Origin of the sequence: Streptomyces sp. NPDC046931, assembly GCF_040644655.1 — a bacterium.
GTDB lineage: Bacteria > Actinomycetota > Actinomycetes > Streptomycetales > Streptomycetaceae > Streptomyces.
Map to the genome: position 1 here is coordinate 37,165 of NZ_JBEYWX010000002.1, position 18,497 is coordinate 55,661.

Annotated in this window: 11 protein-coding genes and 5 tRNA genes; 10 read left to right on the forward strand and 6 right to left on the reverse strand. The window is 70.8% G+C overall.

Annotated features, from left to right (window positions below):
• The first annotated feature begins 87 nt into the window (after positions 1-87).
• Positions 88-249, forward strand: coding sequence for a hypothetical protein (locus ABZ876_RS04200; protein ID WP_361774027.1), 162 nt, complete (start codon positions 88-90; stop codon positions 247-249).
• Positions 250-362: 113 nt separating this feature from the next.
• Here the strand turns inward: ABZ876_RS04200 and ABZ876_RS04205 are convergent.
• From ABZ876_RS04205 to ABZ876_RS04230, 6 genes are all read right to left on the reverse strand, one after another.
• A tRNA-Lys gene (locus ABZ876_RS04205) sits at positions 363-435 on the reverse strand.
• 99 nt (positions 436-534) lie between these two features.
• The gene (locus tag ABZ876_RS04210; RefSeq protein ID WP_361774030.1) at positions 535-2,070 is read right to left on the reverse strand and encodes an amino acid permease; all 1,536 of its coding nucleotides are present in this window, start codon (positions 2,068-2,070) and stop codon (positions 535-537) included.
• A gap of 99 nt (positions 2,071-2,169) precedes the next feature.
• On the reverse strand, positions 2,170-5,295 hold the full coding sequence (locus ABZ876_RS04215) for an FG-GAP-like repeat-containing protein (RefSeq protein WP_361774033.1): 3,126 nt from the start codon (positions 5,293-5,295) through the stop codon (positions 2,170-2,172).
• 175 nt (positions 5,296-5,470) lie between these two features.
• Positions 5,471-7,720: a DEAD/DEAH box helicase gene (locus tag ABZ876_RS04220; protein ID WP_361774036.1), complete on the reverse strand. Its 2,250-nt coding sequence runs from the start codon at positions 7,718-7,720 to the stop codon at positions 5,471-5,473.
• Positions 7,721-7,980: 260 nt separating this feature from the next.
• Positions 7,981-8,511 carry a hypothetical protein gene (locus tag ABZ876_RS04225; RefSeq protein ID WP_361774039.1) on the reverse strand — a complete coding sequence of 177 codons (531 nt, stop codon included), beginning with the start codon at positions 8,509-8,511 and terminating at the stop codon, positions 7,981-7,983.
• 365 nt (positions 8,512-8,876) lie between these two features.
• Complete coding sequence (locus ABZ876_RS04230) at positions 8,877-9,227, reverse strand: metallopeptidase family protein (RefSeq protein WP_361774042.1); 351 nt, start codon at positions 9,225-9,227, stop codon at positions 8,877-8,879.
• 108 nt (positions 9,228-9,335) lie between these two features.
• Between ABZ876_RS04230 and ABZ876_RS04235 the strand changes: the two genes are divergently transcribed.
• The 9 genes from ABZ876_RS04235 to ABZ876_RS04275 all read left to right on the forward strand — a co-directional run bounded on the left by ABZ876_RS04235 (position 9,336) and on the right by ABZ876_RS04275 (position 18,055).
• The gene (locus tag ABZ876_RS04235; protein WP_361774045.1) at positions 9,336-11,012 is read left to right on the forward strand and encodes a metallophosphoesterase; all 1,677 of its coding nucleotides are present in this window, start codon (positions 9,336-9,338) and stop codon (positions 11,010-11,012) included.
• Positions 11,013-11,092: 80 nt separating this feature from the next.
• Positions 11,093-11,165, forward strand: a tRNA-Glu gene (locus ABZ876_RS04240).
• Between the two features lie 37 nt (positions 11,166-11,202).
• Positions 11,203-11,277: transfer RNA gene (locus ABZ876_RS04245), tRNA-Asp, on the forward strand.
• Positions 11,278-11,301: 24 nt separating this feature from the next.
• Positions 11,302-11,378, forward strand: a tRNA-Phe gene (locus ABZ876_RS04250).
• A 382-nt stretch (positions 11,379-11,760) separates the two neighbouring features.
• Positions 11,761-12,294, forward strand: coding sequence for a SigE family RNA polymerase sigma factor (locus ABZ876_RS04255; protein ID WP_361774048.1), 534 nt, complete (start codon positions 11,761-11,763; stop codon positions 12,292-12,294).
• A 9-nt stretch (positions 12,295-12,303) separates the two neighbouring features.
• Entirely contained in the window at positions 12,304-13,185 is an 882-nt protein-coding gene (locus tag ABZ876_RS04260; RefSeq protein WP_361774051.1) for a hypothetical protein, read from the forward strand.
• Positions 13,186-13,279: 94 nt separating this feature from the next.
• Positions 13,280-13,729, forward strand: coding sequence for a hypothetical protein (locus ABZ876_RS04265; protein WP_361774053.1), 450 nt, complete (start codon positions 13,280-13,282; stop codon positions 13,727-13,729).
• 129 nt (positions 13,730-13,858) lie between these two features.
• Positions 13,859-17,887: an ATP-dependent RNA helicase HrpA gene (hrpA, locus tag ABZ876_RS04270; protein WP_361774056.1), complete on the forward strand. Its 4,029-nt coding sequence runs from the start codon at positions 13,859-13,861 to the stop codon at positions 17,885-17,887.
• 93 nt (positions 17,888-17,980) lie between these two features.
• A tRNA-Asp gene (locus tag ABZ876_RS04275) sits at positions 17,981-18,055 on the forward strand.
• Positions 18,056-18,497: the final 442 nt, after the last annotated feature.

An 18,497-nucleotide genomic window follows, 5' to 3' on the forward strand; every position in this document is an offset into this window, starting at 1 on the left:
TGCGGCACGGAGCGGCCAAGCTGGCGCTCGCCGGCGTGGACGCGAATCGTCCAGGAGAGGCTGGGCCACTCCTCTTTCCACCTGCCGATGGACACCCACACGAGCGTCCTGCCGGAACTGGACCGCATGGCGGCGGAAGCCTCGGTGTCGATCGTGCCGCGTGCTAACAAGCCGACCAAGAGCACCTCGAAGAAGCCGAGCGGCGGCTCCAAGAAGGGCAAAGGCGGCAAGAGGCTGGAGGCGGCGTAGCCGCAGCTCTGGGAGAACCTCCGTTCCCAGAGGCGTTCCCAAAAGGGTAAAAAAGGGGCCTCCTCTCGGTTGAGAGGAGGCCCGTCTGCTGCAAAGACGCAGGTCAGACACGGTAGGCCCTGTGGGACTCGAACCCACAACCAATGGATTAAAAGTCCACTGCTCTGCCAATTGAGCTAAGGGCCCGGGCAAGGTTGCCTCCCCGAGCATAGCCGGACCAGGCCGTGTCGTAGATCGGGTATCGGGGAGCCGGGCCGGAAGTGCGCCGTGCGGGTGCCGGAAGGGTTACGGATCTGCCGGTTCGGGGGAGCCGGCGCGGGCGGCCTCGCGGGCGAGGGTGCGTTCGTGGCGGGGGTCGAGGAACCAGTGGCGGGCCGAGGCCAGCCACCAGGCGGCCGCGAAGCCGAGGACGACGAGGACGGCGACCGGGGCGTAGTTGAAGGTCTCCCATGTGACCGGGGAGACCTGCGGGAGCATGAAGAGAACCGTGATCACCCCGACCCATGCCACGGACACCACCCCGATCGCCTGCGACCAGCGGCCCAGGTGCCAGGGCCCCCGCTCGAAGGTCTCCCCCCTGCGCACCCGCAGCAGGGTCGGGATGACATAGGCGATGTAGAGGCCGATCACCGCGATGGAGGTGACCGCCGCGTACGCCGTGGCATTGATCAGATACGGCAGGCCCAGGGCCAGCGCGCCGAGCGCCGCCAGCCACACCGCCGCCACCGGGGTGCGTGTGCGCGGGCTGACCGTGTGCCACACCCGGGAGAAGGGCAGCGCGCCGTCACGGGAGAAGGCGTAGATCATGCGGCTGTTGGCGGTCACGGACGCCATCCCGCAGAACAGTTGCGCACCGATCACCACGAGCAGCAGCAGCTTGCCGGTGGTCGCGCCGAGGGCGTCCAGCAAGATCTGGGCGGGCGGCGCGCCGGTCGGGGACGTCAGCTCCTTGTCGTAGGACTGGATGGCGAAGGTGAAGCCCAGGAGGAGGACGAAGCCCGCTATCCAGGACGTCCAGATGGAGCGGACGATGCCCTTGGGGCCGGCCGTGGAGGCGTTGTGCGTCTCCTCGGTCATATGGGCGGATGCGTCGTACCCGGTGAAGGTGTACTGGGCCATCAGCAGGCCCAGCAGCACGACGTAGATCCCGCTGCTCCAGCCCGTGTTGTTCACGAATCTCGTGAACACGAAGGACGCCGACTGGTGGTGGTCCGGTACGAGCGCCAGCGCACCGACGATCACCGCGACCCCCAGCACATGCCACCACACGCTGACGCTGTTGAGCAGGGCGACGATGCGGACGCCGAAGGTGTTCAGCAGGCCGTGCAGGAGCAGGATCGCCGCGAAGAGCAGGACCGTGCGGCCGGGTGTGACCTCGAAGTCGAACTGGAGATTGAGGTACGCGCCGAGGAAGGACGCGGCACCGAAGTCGATGCCCGCCGTCACCGCCACCTGGCCCAGCACGTTGAACCAGCCCGTGAACCAGGCCCATGCCGCGGCCGAGCGCGGCGGTGCCAGCCGGTGGGCCCAGAAGTACAGGCCCGCGGAGGTCGGGTACGCCGAACAGATCTCGGCCATCGACAACCCGACGAACAGCGTCATCAGCCCCACGGCCACCCATCCCCAGGTGATCACGGCGGGGCCGCCGGTGTTCATCCCGAAGAGGTAGAGCGTCAGACAGCCGGAGAGGACGGAGATGATCGTGAAGGAGACCGCGTAGTTGGAGAACGCCGACATCCGGCGGGCGAGAACCTGGGTGTAGCCAAGCTGGGCCAGCCGCTCTTCGTCGGACGGCCCGTTCGGTCGTGCGTCGCTTGTCATGCCCCCAGCGTTTCCCTGACCGAGAGCGTGACATGCATCACAGGTTGGGTGCTACTGCCAAGAGTCGGTGTGGGCAGGGCCGGGCCGGCCGGGAACGGTTCAGAACAGCCCCCGGTAGCCCTGCCAGCCACTAGCGATCTTCGTCCGCGACCCGAAGGACCCCTTGCCGTCCCCGGCGGTCCGGTAGAGGTTGCCCGCCGTGTCCCGCTCGACCAGGTCGTCCCTGCCGTCGCCGGTGATGTCCCCGACGCCGACGATCGCGTTGTAGGAGCCGCCCCAGTTCGTGAAGACCTTGACCCGGCTCCTCAGCGCCCCGGTCCCGGTGCCGTTGTACCGCCACAGCGTCCCGGCCTTGTCCCGGGCCAGGACGTCGCCGAATCCGTCGCCGTTGAGGTCACCGGCACCGACGACCCTGGTGTAGCCCTTCCAGGCGGACGCGATCTTCTTCCCGGCCGCCAGTGTGCCGCCGCTCTTCGCCGCGAAGAGGTAGACGTCCCCGGTGGAGGCCTTCCGGCCCAGCAGGTCCGGCCGCCCGTCGCCCGTCAGGTCGCCGGGCGAGGTGAGCACGTCGTACGCGTTCCAGCCGGTGCCGAGTCCGGTGTACGGCGTGGAGGTGGTGAGTGCCTCGTCGCACCGGACCTTGTAGCCGCGCAGCGAGCCGTCGGACATGCGCACCAGGACGTCGTTGCAGCCGTCCTTGTTCAGGTCGCCGAAGGGCACGGCCCCGGCCTTCGTGGACCAGCCCTTCCCCGAGACCTTCCCGGAGAAGGAGCCCTTGCCCGTCCCCCGCTGGAAGGTGAAGGCCCCCGAGGAGTCGAGGGTGAGCAGGTCGCCGATGCCGTCCGGGAGCCCGGACGGACCGACGTGGTCGTGGCGCAGCGGGCTGCCGTTCGACAGCCTGACCGTGCCGCGCACCTCCAGCGGCTGCCCGGCCCCGTCCGCGGGGGTGACGGACAGCGTCCAGTCGTACGAGCCGGTCGGCAGGGGCACGTCCGAGGCGAACCGGTGATCCATGCCGGACCAGCCGACTCTGAACTCGCCGCGTGTGACGGTCCCGGCGTCCTGGGTGTCGACGACCTGTCCGGTGCGCTTGCTGCGTACGGTCAGCCGCCATCCGGACGCCGGCTTCGACAGCAGCACGGTGGTCAGGGTGTTCGTGGCCGTGTCGACCGCGCCCGGCATCACCCGCGACACGTTCTGCGCCGGTCCCAGCAGCCGCAGCGGCTGCTGGGGCACGCCGGACGGCACGAGGTGGACCTGCTCCTTGTCGTCGACGTAGGCCGCGTTGCCACCGGACTCGTCCACCGTCCAGCGCACGTCCCTCTGCGAGGCACCGGTGTCGGGCAGGTCGCCGATGACGCGGCTGACGGGGCTGCCGTCGGCGACGGTCGTCAGCGTCCCGGCCTGCTTGTCGTGCGTCACGACGTACCCGTCGCCGAGCTTCGCCTCGCCGGCCGGCACGGGCACGGACTTCTTCGCCATACGGTCGTAGACCCCGGCCCGCCCCTCACAGGTCCAGTACAACCAGCGGCCGAGCGCCTGGAGTTCGGCCGGCGTGCAGTCGGCGCCGGTGGTGACGGTCTCGGTGGTCTTCCGGGTCGTCAGGTCGTAGGCGGTGACGTCGCCGGGGGTCGCGGCCGCCGTCCACAGGGTGTCGCCCGAGAGGGCGGCGGCACCGGGGGCGCGAGTCACCGCGGCGGAACCGTCGTTGCCGACCTTGAGGACGGACTGCTCGGTGGCGGTCGTGTAGATGAGGTACTGGCCGGACGCGTCCGTGATCTGCCCGCCGGCCGGGACGGCCCGGTCCCAGAGGGAATACGGCGCGGGTCCGGCGACACGGATGCGGTCGCCGCTCGAGTCCCTGCTCACCCAGGCGATGCGGCCGTCGGGCAGGCCGTGCAGCTGGGAGCAACCGACGTCCGCTGCCGGGCACCCGCCCACCAGCAGATCGGTTCCGTCGTAGTTGGAGCGCTCGCCGAACTCGGGCGTTCCGGTCACCGCGACGGTCCGGCCGTAAGAGTCGCGGTACCCCGCCGAGCTCGGGTCGGCCTCGACGAGCCGCCCCTGGTCGAGCGAGAGCCCCTGGATCCTGGAGGGCGGCTTGGGCAGCGGCTTGACGAGCGTCACGGCGGGCTTGCCGTCCGGGCCCGCCTGGATGTGCTGAATACCCCAGTCGTCGTCGCCCATGCGGCCGATGACGACGGCGGTACCGTCCGGCGCGGCCGAGAGGCCGCCGAGGGAGGAGGCCATCAGGGTGAGCCGGGGGCCGCCCGCGAGGGGCACGGCCGTCACCTGGCCGCCGTTGCCGGGACGGTGGACGATCCAGTCACCGACCACGGCGAGCCCGACGGACCGCCCGCCGACGCTCTGATCACGGTCCAGGGGAACCTCGGCCGGGGCGGCCGCCAGATCGGCACGGGAGAAGACGAGCGCCGTGGCGCTGTCGGAACCGCGGTACACGACGAGGTGCTCGGGCGAGAGCCGGGTCAGGGAGTAGCCGTTGGGCAGTGCGGGCGTCCAGCTCCCCACCCGGCCGGTGTCCGGGTCGACCGCGACCATGCGCAGGGCGCCGTCCACCTTGGCGGCGAAGACCAGCCCGGTGGCATCACCGCCCACGGGGCCCATGAGGGTCATGCCCGCCGGGATGCCCTCGACGGCCACGTCACGCGTGGCGCCTTCGGGCCCCGCGGTCAGCAGGTGCCTGACCGTGGTGACGGTGCCGTCCGCGGCGGTGATGTCCTGGTCGGTGACGGCCGTGCTGCCGTAGACGCCGTACAGAGCCTGACCCTCGGGGACGCGGAGGGTAGTGGTCGTACCGTCCGGGGCGTTCCACAGCGCGACCCGGCCGTCGTTGTAGTGGTAGGAGAGCACGTCGCTGCTCGTCCCTCTGGTGATCACGCCGACCGGGGCCGCCGGCGCGTCGAAGGACCGGCCGTCCGAGTAACGCGTCCACACCAGCTGCGTCCCGTGACCCTCCAGGTAGTGGAAGACGCCCCGGGTACCCGCGCCGGTCGGGCCGTTCACGACATCGGCGTTGTAGAGGCTCGCCGAGGTGTACGTACTGCGGTACGTGGCCGGCACCACCGTCTCCCGCGGTGCGTCCGGTGCCGCCGAGGCGGACGGAAGCAGGGGGCCGGGTCCGGCCGCGAGCGCGGCGGCGACGACGGCCGCAGCCACGGCCGTGCGTCTGGTGCGGGAACGATGCGCGAAGACAGACCGGACCACGGTGTTCCTCTCCGAAAGCAGGAGAGGGGACGCGCGCCGCCCCAGATGCCCCCCGGCCCCGGCCGTCACATCACCCTCAGAAGTCGGCTGATGTTACAGGCAGTTCAGCGAAAGCACCGCGCCCCCGCCCGGGATCGGGGCGGGGGCGCGGTGCGGAGGGTTGCCGTGGACGGCGTCAGCCGTTGCGCTTCCAGCGCGGCTTGTCCTCGCGGCGGCCGATGGAGCCGGTGCCGCGGTGGTCGTCGCGACGGCCGTACGGGCGGTCGTGCGCACCGCCGGCGGTCCCCCCGCTCGGGCGAAGCCGCGAGTGGGGGACGAAGCCGGGGCGGTCGCCCTGGCGGTCCCGGTTGAACGGACGGTCGCTGCCGCGGTGCCCGCCACGCTCGTCGCGCCGGTCGAACGGACGGCGGTCGCCGTCGCGGCGGAAGCCTCCGCGGTCGTCACGGCGCTCGAACGAACGGCCACCCCGGTCGTCGTCACGGCGGTCGCGGTCGAACGGGCGACGGTCGCGGTCGCCGTCCCGGCGGAAGCCTCCGCGGTCGTCACGGCGCTCGAACGAACGGCCACCCCGGTCGCCGTCACGACGGTCGAAACCACGCTCACGGTCGCCGTCGCGGCGGAAGCCGCCCCGGTCGTCACGGCGGTCGCGGTCGAAGGGACGACGGTCGCGGTCGCCGTCGCGGCGGAAGCCGCCGCGGTCGTCACGCCGCTCGAACGAACGGCCGCCCCGGTCGCCGTCACGACGGTCGAAACCACGCTCACGGTCCCGGTTGAAGCCACGGTCGCGGTCGAACCCACGGTCGCGGTCACGGTCGCCGTCCCGGCGGGAGCCGCCCCGGTCGTCCCGGCGCTCACGCCGCTCGTACGACGCCGAACCGGCCGTGCGCTCCTCACGCTCGCTCTGCCGCGCGCGCTCGACGTCCTGCGCGGTCGGCTGCTCCGGCACCGAGATCTCGGCAGCCGGCGTCTCGGCGGTCTCCGGCGACTCGCCGGACGTCGCTTCCGCCGCCGCTGCCGCCACCGCGGCCTCCGGGTCCTCGCCCCGTTCCCGGGCGGCCCGGGCGACCAGCCGGTCGGCCTCCTCGCGCAGCTCGGCCGCGCGCCGGGTGGCCCGCTCCAACTGCTTGCTGAGATGCGCGACTTCACGCTCCGCCTGCTGCGCGGCGTTCCCGGCCGACTCGGCCTGAACCTCGGTCATGGAGCGGGCACCGGTGATCTCGGCGACCTCCGGGTCGAACGCGGCGCCGCCCTGGATGAGGTGGCGCGAGGCGTCGACGCCCGCGTCCTCCATCAGCCGGAAGATCTGGCGCCGCTGGTGCGGCAGGGCGAGGGAGACCACCGTGCCCGTACGCCCGGCACGAGCCGTACGTCCGGCGCGGTGCAGGTAGTCCTTGTGGTCCCCGGCGGGGTCCACGTTCAGCACGAGGTCGATGCCGTCGACGTGGATGCCACGGGCCGCGACGTCCGTCGCGACGAGCACGTTGACGTACCCGTCCTTGAAGTCGGCCAGCGTCCGGGTGCGGGCGCCCTGGGTCATGCCGCCGTGCAGCGCGTCCGCCTTCACCCCGGCGTCGCGCAGCTGCTCGGCGACACGGTCGGCGCCGAGCTGGGTGCGGACGAAGATGATGGTCCGGCCCTTGCGGGAGGCGATCGCGGCGGTGACCGGAGCCTTGTCCTTGGGCTTCACGATGAGGATGTGATGCGACATGGTCGTCACGGCGCCCTGGGCGGCGTCGACCTCGTGGCTCACCGGCTCGGTGAGGTACCGCTCGACGAGAGTGTGGATCTCGTTCTCCATGGTCGCGGAGAAGAGCATGCGCTGGCCGTCGGCCGGCACCTGGTCGAGCAGCTCGGTGACCTCGGGCAGGAAGCCCAGGTCGGACATCTGGTCGGCCTCGTCGAGCACGGCGATCTGCACGTCCTCGAGGGAGCAGGCGCCGCGGTTGATGACGTCGCGCAGGCGGCCCGGGGTGGCGACCAGGATGTCAACGCCGCGCTCCAGGGCGTAGATCTGGTTGCCCATGGAGGTGCCGCCGCAGACGACCTTCATCTTCAGGCCGAGGACGTCACCGTAGGGCTGGAGCGCGTCGGCCACCTGCATGGCCAGCTCGCGCGTCGGGGTGAGGATGACCGCCCGCGGCCTCTTCTTCTCCGTGTGACCGCCGGCCAGGGTGGCGAGGGTCGGCAGACCGAAGGACAGCGTCTTGCCCGAGCCCGTCCGTCCGCGGCCCAGGATGTCCTTGCCCGCCAGGGCGTCCGGGATGGTCGCGGCCTGGATCGGGAAGGGGACGGTGACGCCGTTCTGCGCGAGCTTGCGGACGACACCCTCGGGCAGACCGAGATCCGCGAAGGTGATCTGGGGAGCGGTGTCCTGGTCCTCGGTGTCCTCGGACAGGACGACGTGCTCAGTATTGGCAATGGACATGCGAAATGCGAACCTTCCGGAGTTCACGGCACGCGCCCAAACATCCGTGAAGTCGCAATCGACCGCCTCTATGCGGTCCGGCCACGGCAAGGGAGAGTACGCGCCACACGCGGCGCGTCTTGTAGGCGCCGGGCAAATGGGATCAAACGATCTACCACCATACGCACCCGCACCCACCGAGTGCAAACCGAATCCCGCGGGCCCCGGGTGACCCTCACCACATGAGCCGTCCGGGTGCGTCGGGACCACCGCGGGCCCGGCTACATCACCGGTTCCCCGGCCTCGGGTGCCGGCTCCCGCAGCACCAGCTGCGCGGACTGCTCGTGCGCCGAAGAGGAGGGCTCCGCGGTCGTCGGAGTCGGTGACGGCGGATCGGGCTCGCTGGTGGCCGACGGCTGCTCGGTGGGGGTGGGGGTGGACTCTCCCCCGGTCGGGCCGGGGGGTGCCGCACCGCCGCCACCGTCGCCGTTGCCCGCCGTCTGGCCGCCGCTCGGCCTGGGGCCGTTGGCCCCGGGGCCGTGTCCGGACGCCGATGCGGAGGGCGAGCCGGAGGCGTCCTTCCCGGACTTCCCCGACTTCGACGCACCACCCTTGGCCGCCGGACCGCCCGGGTCGCCGCCGCCGCCCCGGCCCCACCCGGAGCCCCCGTCCGGCGCGGCCACCCCGCGCTGCCCCGCCGAGTGGGACGGCGAAGGACTGCCGGCGTCGTCGCCCACGCTCACACAGCCGGCGGCCGCGGCGATGGCGATCGCCGTGGCGGCCAGACGAACGGATACGTAACAGGCGCGCACGGGCAGCCACCTCCGGAGGCGGTGAGAAAAGTCCCCCTGCCCAACTCCCGTCGCCCGCAAGAGGACACGCGCTCCGCGCGGAGAGCGTCACACGTCACAGTTACGCGCGCGGAGTGAGTCACGGTCACACGCGCGGAAAGAGCCGTGCGCGGCTCTCACGCCGGTGTCCCACGGACACCACCCCCGCACCCCCGGCACACGCGACCCCGCCTCAGCCGCAGTCCCCGCACCCCGGCGCGTGCGGTCGCGCCTCAGCCGCCATCCCCGTACCGCGTGCGGTCGCGCCCAGCCGCCATCCCCGTACCCCGGCGCGTGCCATCGCGCCTCAGCCGCCATCCCCGTACCCCGGCGCGCGCGGTCGCGCCTCAGCCGTACCCCAGCGCGTGCAGTCGCGCGTCATCGATCCCGAAGTGGTGCGCGATCTCATGCACCACCGTCACCTCGGTCTCCGCGACCACGTCCTCCCGTGTCTCGCAGATCCGCAGGGTCGGCCCGCGGTAGATGGTGATCCGGTCCGGCAGCACGCCCGCGTACCACTCCCCGCGGTCGGTCAGCGGGGTGCCCTCGTACAGCCCGAGCAGCTCCGGATCGTCGACGGGCGGCTCGTCCTCGACGAACACCGCCACGTTGTCCATCAGCCGCGTCAGCTCCGGCGGGATCCGGTCGAGCGCCTCGGCGACCAGCTCCTCGAACTCCTCGCGCGTCATCTCCAGCACAGGGCCATTGTCCGGTACGACACGCTCCTGGGTGAGGTGTCGGGACCCTGACAGGTGGGACATCGAGTGTCCCGCATATCGGGCGGGCGATCTGGGCATACGGCACCAATGGCCCGTGTCCGCCTCGTCCCGCTCACCCCTGCCGCAGCCTGGAACCGCATACGAAGGGCGCCCGGCACCCTCGCCCGGCACTACCGCTCGCTCCGTCCCCTGCCCGCGGCCGAACTCGCCCCGCAGCCGCACCCCTGGCTCCGGGCGCTGGGCATGGTCGCCGTCGTCCTCCTCGGCGCCTGGCTCGGGCTGCTGATCGTGGGCAACGTGCGCGTCCCGGTCGGGCCCATGAACACCACCATGACCCTGCGCCCCTCGCTCATCGGCGGCACGAAGATCAACATTTCCCCGCTCGGCGCCCTGCGGCTGGACAGCCACGACGCCCCCGTGCGCCTGGACGTCAACGTGGACCAGCTCGACCCGGTCCGCGCCCAGGCCCTCGTCGACCACCCGGAGCGGATCTCCGGGCTCCAGCAGGAGATCACCCACGACGTCGAACACGGCACGCTCGACCTGGCCGCCCGCTCGTGTGTGGCGGTGGTCGCCGGCGCCACCGCGCTGGGCCTCGCCGTCTACCGCCGCCCCCGCCGGGCCCTGGCGGCCGGCGGCCTGGCGCTCGCGCTGCTCACCGCCTCGGGCGCGACGGCGTACGCCACCTGGAACCCCAAGTCGGTCCTGGAGCCGAAGTTCTCCGGCCTGCTCTCCTCGGCTCCCTCCCTGGTCGGCAACGCGCGCAGCATCGTCACCGAGTTCGACGTCTACCAGAAGGAGTTGGCCCGCCTGGTGACGAACGTGACCAAGCTGTACGACGTCACCTCGACCCTTCCGGCGTACGAACCCGACCCGACGACCATCCGGGTCCTGCACGTCTCCGACATCCACCTCAACCCGGCCGCCTGGAAGATCATCGCGTCCCTGGTGCGCCAGTACGACGTCAACGTGATCGTCGACTCGGGCGACACCATGGACCACGGCACGGCGGCGGAGAACGGCTTCCTGGACCCGATCACGGATCTGGGTGCCCCGTACATCTGGGTCCGGGGCAACCACGACTCCCGCACCACCCAGCGCTACCTGGAGCACATGAAGAACGTGCACGTCCTCGACGACGGCAGGGCGATCACGGTCGCGGGCCTGCGCTTCGCCGGGATCGGCGACCCGCAGTTCACCCCGGACCGCTCCGTGGCACGGGGCGGTGACCGCGCCGAAGAGCTGGCGGGTGCTCGTCTGGCCTCCGCACTGCGCGACCAGAAGGCCGCCGGGACGCCCGTCGACCTCGCGATCGCCCACGAGCCGACGGCCGCCCGCCAGACGGACGGCGAGGTGCCCATGGTCCTGGCCGGCCATGTGCACCACGAGGGGATGGAGATCATGAAGTACGGCACCCGGCTGCGCATCGAGGGCTCGACGGGCGGCAGCGGGCTGCGTGCGGTCGAGCACCAGTACCCCGCGCCCGTCGAGGCCTCGATCCTCTACCTCGACCGGAACACCCGCCGCCTCCAGGCGTGGGACGCGATCAAGCTCGGCGGCCTGGGCCAGACCACGGCGGAGGTGAGCCGCCACCTGGCCAAGGAGAACCAGCCGGGCACGGCCCTGCCCCCCGGCGCCGTCTCCCCGGACACCGCGCCCACGAGCCCCTCCGGCGCCACTCCGCGCCCTTCCGGCACCGGTCCGAGCCGTTCCGGCGCAGGTTCGAACGGCTCCGGTGCGGCGCTCGCGCCGAGCGCCCCCTAAACCGTTTTGGCGAACCCTCGCCCGATCCCATATGCTTCTCACGTCCCCGACGCGCTGAGAAGCGCCCAGGCGGGCCGATAGCCCTCATCGTCTAGCGGCCTAGGACGCCGCCCTTTCAAGGCGGTAGCACGGGTTCGAATCCCGTTGGGGGCACGCAACACCATGTGCGACACTGTCGTACGCATAGCTTGGTCCTGTGGAGCAGTTTGGAGTGCTCGCCACCCTGTCAAGGTGGAGGCCGCGGGTTCAAATCCCGTCAGGACCGCTGAGGTTTCACGTGAAACCTCATGGCTGGGTAGCTCAGTTGGTACGAGCGTCCGCCTGAAAAGCGGAAGGTCGCCGGTTCGACCCCGGCCCCAGCCACCATCGCTGAACAGCGAAAACACCCCCGTCGAGATCATCGGCGGGGGTTTTTCGTTGGCGTACTGACGGCAGCGCCCAGGTCAGCGAGTCGCCAGGTCGGCCGCCATCCGCATACGGCGTCTTCCAGACCAGGCCTCCAGCGTTCCGACGGGGTGCTTGACCGGGTCATTGGAACTCCATCGACCTCACTCCGTGATCTGCACGATCCGGCGGCGGGCCGACGTCTCCGACGACCGCAGCGCCCCGACAGGAAACCGCCCACCGTGTGCGGGCCGGGAGCGCGCGTGGACCGATGCAAATTCGGTTTCAACCTTTAGGGTGCGGCAGCGCTCTGAAGAGGGGTGACAGGACAAGCCCCCTTGACAGGGCCCGGAAGGGAGAGCAGATGCCGGAGAACGGCCGAGGCTCCGAAGCGCCGCGGGGATCCCAGGCGCCCGAGAGCTTCGAGGCCTTCGCACAGGCGAGTCAGAGACGGTTGTACCGGACCGCGTACCTGCTGTGCGGGGACCCGGACACGGCCCGGGACCTGACGCACACCACGCTCGCCAAGCTTTTCCAGCACTGGCGGCGGGCGAGCGCCGCCGATCACATGGAGGCCTACGCCAGGACCGTGCTCACCCGCACCTATCTGGCCGAGCGACGACGCCGGCTGCGGGACCTGATGGCGCACTCCCGCCCCGATCCCCGGCCCGCACCCGACCACGCCGATGTGCGGGTGACGCTGATGTCGGCACTGGCAGATCTTCCGCCCCGAGCGCGGGCCGTCGTCGTGCTGCGGTACTGGGAGGACCAGAGCGTCGAGTCCGTCGCCGAGCTCTTGAAGTGCAGCGAGTCCACCGTCAAGAGCCAGTGCTCACGCTCCCTGGCAAAGCTGCGCGCCCAACTGGGCGAGGCCCACATCTACGCCACGGGGAGCTGAGGAACCGTCATGAAGGACAACATCACCGAGGACGAGCACCGCAGCGCCCTGCTGGTCAAGGATGCGATGGACAGCGCGGTGGCGGAACTGCCGTCGTTGCACGACCTGGTTCCGGCCGCGGTCACCCAGGGCCGGCGCCGCAGTGCGCGTGCCCGTCTCACCACCGCCGCCGGGATCGCCTGTGTCGCCGGGGCCGTGGTCTTCGGCTCCCTGACGCTTTCCGCCGGACACGACGCCCGCACGACGGTCCGTCCCGCCACGAGCGGCACACCCTCGCCACACGAGTCGGTCCAGCCGCAGCCGTACCGCACCCCCGTCCACATCGACCCCACGAGCGACGACGAACGAGCCAAGGCCAACGTGCCCCCCGCCGAGCGGAAGCGGCGAGCGCAGTTCCAGCAAGATGCGGCTGTCCTCCTCGACAAACTGCTGCCGGACTCCGTCGGCCTGATCCGGCCGGTCGACCTCGACGTGTCGCGCTACCAGGGCGAAACCGCAGACGGGAAGGTGTTCACCATCATCTTCACCGTACGGCCCTCCGGCGACGGCCCGGGCCCGAAGCCCTGCCCCTCCGCCGCGATTGCCGACAAGGGTGGAAGCTGCCTGCAGGCCACGCTGCCAGGCGGCATCAAGGCCGAAGCGGTCCGCATGATCACGGACTCGCCCGGGACCATGTCCACCACCGTCCGTTTCCGCTCCGGACACAACAATGTCAGCCTCTCCGTCGAACCCGACGCGGCCGCCAAGGCCTCCGCCCCCGTCACCAGCGGGGAACTGCTCGCGGCTGTCGGCGACCCCCGCTTCATCGACCTGGTGCACTACCTCAGCATGGTGCGGTACGCCGACGAGCACCCGGCGCAGAAGGGGCAGACCACCTCCCAGAGCGGCTGAAAGACCGAGGCGCTGTCGAGGCCGAAAGCCCCGTCCCCCCGGGGCGGGGCTTTCCTCGTTGCGGATCGTTGCGGAGGGCGTGCCGGATGTTGGCATGTCCCCGCTGGAGCGCTACCTTCTGGCCGTCGACGCAGCCGTGCGGGCGGGGGAGATCATGGGCGGGGACCGGGCCAAGGCCATGGGGGACGTCGAGCTGGAGAAGGACCGGGCGCGCTACGGCCTGCTCGCGGTGGTCGTGAGCAACCTCGCGATCGCCGGAGTCGCGATCTTCGGGGTATGGCGCCTGGACGGGGACAAATCCGTGATCGTCGGCGTCCTCACCGCGGCCTTCACCGCCGTCAGCAGCATGACCACCGCCTATCTGGGGATCAAGGCCGTCTCCAACACCGCCAAGGCCATGGCCCAGGAGCGGACGGCCCGCGCCCAGACCACTCAGAGCGCGCCGGTCTCTCCGGCCCCGGCTTCCGCGCCCCATGTACCGGCCCCGGCCCCGGGCCCTGCGGCGTCTCCGGCTCCGGCCTCCCCCAAGCCGGGCGACGACTGAGCGGAAGAGCGGACCGGGGGCGGAAGAGACGCGTTCCGCCCCTGCTCACCGGCCGGTCTCACCCCCGGCGAATCGCCGGACGCAAATCGTTAGCCATGAATTTCGCCAAGGTGAGATCCTGGACCGCGTATGTCTACGCATCCCGCCCCCGCCCTCGGCGCCCTCGCGCCCCGACTCGCCGAGCTGTCCCTGCGCGACGCGCACCGTCTCGGGCGCAGGCTCGAAGGCGCGCGCAAGATCCGCAAGCCCGAGGCCCGGGCCGCCGTGCTCACCGACATCGAGGCGGAGGTCGCCAAGGCCGAGGACCGGATCGCCGAGCGCGCCGCCCGCGTCCCCGCCGTCACCTACCCCGAGCAGCTGCCGGTCAGCCAGAAGAAGGACGAGATCGCCGCCGCCATACGCGACCACCAGGTCGTGATCGTGGCCGGTGAGACCGGCTCCGGCAAGACCACCCAGATCCCCAAGATCTGCCTCGAGCTCGGCCGTGGTGTCCGCGGAATGATCGGCCACACCCAGCCCCGCCGTATCGCCGCCCGGACGGTCGCCGAGCGGGTGGCCGAGGAGATGGACACACCACTCGGCGAGGCCGTCGGCTGGAAGGTCCGCTTCACCGACCAGGTGAACCCGGACGCCACCTTCATCAAGCTCATGACGGACGGCATCCTGCTCGCCGAGATCCAGACGGACCGCGAGCTGCGCGCCTACGACACGATCATCATCGACGAGGCCCACGAGCGATCCCTCAACATCGACTTCCTGCTCGGCTACCTCGCCCAGCTCCTCCCCCGGCGCCCGGACCTCAAGGTCGTCATCACCTCGGCCACCATCGACCCGGAGCGCTTCTCCCGCCACTTCGGCGACGCGCCGATCGTCGAGGTCAGCGGCCGCACCTATCCGGTGGAGGTGCGCTACCGCCCCCTCCTCGAAGAGGACTCCGACGACACCGACCGCGACCAGATCACCGCGATCACGGACGCCGTGGAGGAGCTGCTGGGCGAGGGCCAGGGCGACATCCTGGTCTTCCTCTCCGGAGAGCGCGAGATCCGCGACACCGCGGACGCGCTGACCAGGAAGCAGTACCCCCGCGCCGGAGGCGCTGATTGGCAGAGCACCGAGATCCTGCCGCTGTACGCCCGCCTCTCCCACGCCGAGCAGCACCGCGTCTTCCAGCCGCACACGGGCCGCAGGATCGTTCTGGCCACGAACGTCGCCGAGACCTCCCTCACCGTCCCGGGCATCAAGTACGTCATCGACCCCGGCTTCGCCCGCATCTCCCGCTACAGCCACCGCACCAAGGTCCAGCGCCTGCCCATCGAGCCGGTCTCCCAGGCCAGCGCCAACCAGCGCAAGGGCCGCTGCGGCCGTACGTCGGACGGCATCTGCATCCGGCTGTACAGCGAGGAGGACTTCGACACCCGGCCCGAGTTCACCGACGCCGAGATCCTCCGCACCAACCTGGCCTCCGTCATCCTCCAGATGACCGCGGCCGGTCTCGGCGACATCGAGAAGTTCCCCTTCATCGACCCGCCGGACCACCGCAACATCCGCGACGGCGTCCAGCTCCTGCAGGAACTGGGCGCACTGGACCCGGCCCAGAAGGACCCGCGCAAGCGCCTCACCGACACCGGCCGCAAGCTCGCCCAACTGCCGGTCGACCCGCGCCTGGCGCGCATGGTCCTGGAGGCGGACAAGAACGGCTGCGTCCGCGAGGTCATGGTCATCGCCGCCGCGCTGTCCATCCAGGACCCGCGCGAGCGCCCCGCCGACAAGCAGGCCCAGGCCGACCAGCAGCACGCCCGCTTCAAGGACGAGACGAGCGACTTCCTCGCCTACCTCAACCTCTGGCGCTACATCCGCGAGCAGCAGAAGGAGCGCGGCTCGTCGTCGTTCCGCCGGATGTGCAAGCAGGAGTACCTGAACTTCCTGCGCATCCGCGAATGGCAGGACATCTACACCCAGCTGCGCACGGTTGCCAAGCAGATGGGCATCCACCTGAACGAGCAGGACGCCCCGGCGGACCGTGTCCACATCTCGCTTCTGGCCGGTCTGCTCTCGCACATCGGGCTGAAGGACGTGAAGGAGTCCAAGGACTCCGGCCCCGGCACGCGCAGGGACGGCGGACGCAACGAGTACCTCGGTGCCCGCAACGCCAAATTCGCGATCTTCCCCGGTTCGTCCCTGTTCAAGAAGCCGCCGCGCTTCGTGATGTCGGCCGAGCTCGTCGAGACGTCCCGCCTGTGGGCGCGGGTCAACGCGAAGATCGAGCCCGAGTGGGTCGAGCCGCTGGCCGGCCACCTGCTCAAGCGGACGTACAGCGAACCGCACTGGGAGAAGGACCAGGCGGCCGTCATGGCGTACGAGAAGGTCACGCTGTACGGCGTGCCGATCGTGGCCCAGCGGAAGGTGAACTACGGGCGCATCGACCCGGAGGCGAGTCGCGAGCTGTTCATCCGCAACGCCCTTGTCGAGGGCGACTGGCGCACGCACCACAAGTTCTTCGCCGACAACCGCCGGCTGCTCACCGAGGTCGAGGAGCTGGAGCACCGCGCCCGGCGCCGGGACATCCTGGTGGACGACGAGACGCTGTTCGACTTCTACGACCAGCGGGTGCCCGACGACGTGGTGTCCGGCGCGCACTTCGACTCCTGGTGGAAGCACAAGCGGCACGAGCAGCCCGACTTCCTCGACTTCGAGCGCGAGATGCTCATCAACGAGAAGGCGGGCGCGGTCACCAAGGACGACTATCCCGACTCCTGGCGCCAGGGCCGGCTGAAGTTCAAGGTCACATACCAGTTCGAGCCGGGCGCGGACGCGGACGGCGTGACCGTCCACATCCCGTTGCAGGTCCTCAACCAGGTCACGGACGAGGGCTTCGACTGGCAGATCCCGGGCCTGCGGGAGGAACTGGTCACCGAACTGATCCGCTCCCTCCCGAAGCCCATCCGCCGCAACTACGTGCCGGCGCCGAACTATGCGAAGGCGTTCCTGGAGAAGGCGGCGCCCCCCGAGGGGGAGACGCACACTCCCTCCCTCCAGGAGCCGCTGACCACGGCGATGACGCGCGAGCTGAAGCGCATGGTGGGCGTGCCGTTCGAGGCCGACGACTTCGACTGGTCCAAGGTGCCCGACCACTTGAAGATCACCTTCCGGGTCGTCGACGAGCGGCGCCGCAAGCTGGCCGAGGACAAGGATCTGGAGGCGCTGAAGCTCCGGCTGAAGCCGAAGGCGCGCCAGGCCCTCTCGCAGGCCGCGGCGGCCACGGCCGAGCGGCGGGGCGGGGAGTCCCTGGAGCGTACGGGTCTGACGGACTGGACGATCGGCTCTCTCACCCGTGTCTTCGAGACCCGGCGCGCCGGTCAGCCGGTCAAGGCGTTCCCGGCGCTGGTCGACGACGGCGACACGGTCTCCGTGCGCCTGTTCGACACGGAGGCGGAGCAGGCGCAGGCGATGTGGAAGGGCACGCGGCGGCTGATCCTGCGGAACATCCCGGTCAACCCGGCGAAGTTTGCGTCCGAGAAGCTGACGAACCAGCAGAAGCTCGGCCTGTCCGCGAACCCGCACGGCTCGATCCAGGCCCTGTTCGACGACTGCGCGACGGCGGCCGCGGACAAGCTGATCGGGGACTTCGGCGGGCCCGCGTGGGACGAGGAGTCGTACCGGAAGCTGTACGACAGGGTGCGTGCGGAGATCGTCGACGCAACGGTTCGTACGGTCGGACAGGTGCAGCAGGTGCTGGCCGCGTGGCAGGCCTGCGAGCGCCGTCTGAAGGCCGTGCGGAGCCCGGCGCTGCTGCCGAACCTGGCGGATGTACGGGGTCAGCTGGACGCCCTTGTGAAGCCCGGCTTCGTCACGGAGGCGGGCATCCGGCGCCTGCCCGACCTGATGCGCTATCTGGTCGCCGCGGACCGCCGGCTTCAGCAGATGCCGACGAACGTCCAGCGGGACACCACGCGTATGGCGAAGGTCCACGAGATGCGGGACGAGTACGCGTGGCTGCTGGAGCAGCAGCCACAGGGCCGTCCCGTGCCCTCCTCGGTGCTGGACATCCGCTGGATGATCGAGGAGCTGCGGGTCAGCTACTTCGCGCACGCGCTGGGCACGGCGTACCCGGTTTCGGACAAGCGCATCGTGAAGGCGATCGACGCGGCGGCGCCGTAACGGCTCGTTCACGGTGGGTGAGTTCGACCAGGGGCTCACCCTCCTGTACAGTCTCTTCTCGCAGCGCACCGCACGACGAGCGCCGCGAAATCTGGTCCTGTGGAGCAGTTTGGAGTGCTCGCCACCCTGTCAAGGTGGAGGCCGCGGGTTCAAATCCCGTCAGGACCGCAGCGAAGCCCCGCATCTACGGATGCGGGGCTTTCTCATGCCACCGTCAGGCCTCACCTGACCGGCCGCCCGGCACGGAGGCTTTCGGCACCTTCCGCGCCCCGCCGTCTCGGCGTCCACCGTCCTCAGCGTCCTCGACGTCTCCTGTGCCCGCGGCCTCTGGCGGTCTTCGGCAGCCTCGACGCCTCCGCCCCCTTCAGCCCCTTCCAATGGGTCCTGCCGTCTCCAGCGGCTTCTTCCGTCCCCGACATCCACGAAGCTTTCGCCCACGGCACCCACGGTGTCTTTCGGCTCCCCCGGCGTCCCTGCCGGTCTGGCCATCTTCAGCCCCTCCGATGTCTCCGCCACCCACACCGGCCTCAGCGCCTCCACTGCCCCGACGCCCCCTGACGCCCCGACGCCCTGGCGCCCCCGACGCCTCCCGCTGTCCCGGCGACTGCGG

Excerpts from the sequence above, each read along its gene's own strand:
- ABZ876_RS04200 (WP_361774027.1), top strand. The coding sequence starts at position 88 with ATGGACACCCACACGAGCGTCCTGCCGGAACTGGACCGCATGGCGGCG.
- ABZ876_RS04210 (WP_361774030.1), bottom strand. The coding sequence starts at position 2,070 with ATGACAAGCGACGCACGACCGAACGGGCCGTCCGACGAAGAGCGGCTG.
- ABZ876_RS04220 (WP_361774036.1), bottom strand. The coding sequence starts at position 7,720 with ATGTCCATTGCCAATACTGAGCACGTCGTCCTGTCCGAGGACACCGAG.
- ABZ876_RS04235 (WP_361774045.1), top strand. The coding sequence starts at position 9,336 with ATGGCCCGTGTCCGCCTCGTCCCGCTCACCCCTGCCGCAGCCTGGAAC.
- ABZ876_RS04255 (WP_361774048.1), top strand. The coding sequence starts at position 11,761 with ATGCCGGAGAACGGCCGAGGCTCCGAAGCGCCGCGGGGATCCCAGGCG.
- ABZ876_RS04260 (WP_361774051.1), top strand. The coding sequence starts at position 12,304 with ATGAAGGACAACATCACCGAGGACGAGCACCGCAGCGCCCTGCTGGTC.
- ABZ876_RS04265 (WP_361774053.1), top strand. The coding sequence starts at position 13,280 with ATGTCCCCGCTGGAGCGCTACCTTCTGGCCGTCGACGCAGCCGTGCGG.
- hrpA (WP_361774056.1), top strand. The coding sequence starts at position 13,859 with ATGTCTACGCATCCCGCCCCCGCCCTCGGCGCCCTCGCGCCCCGACTC.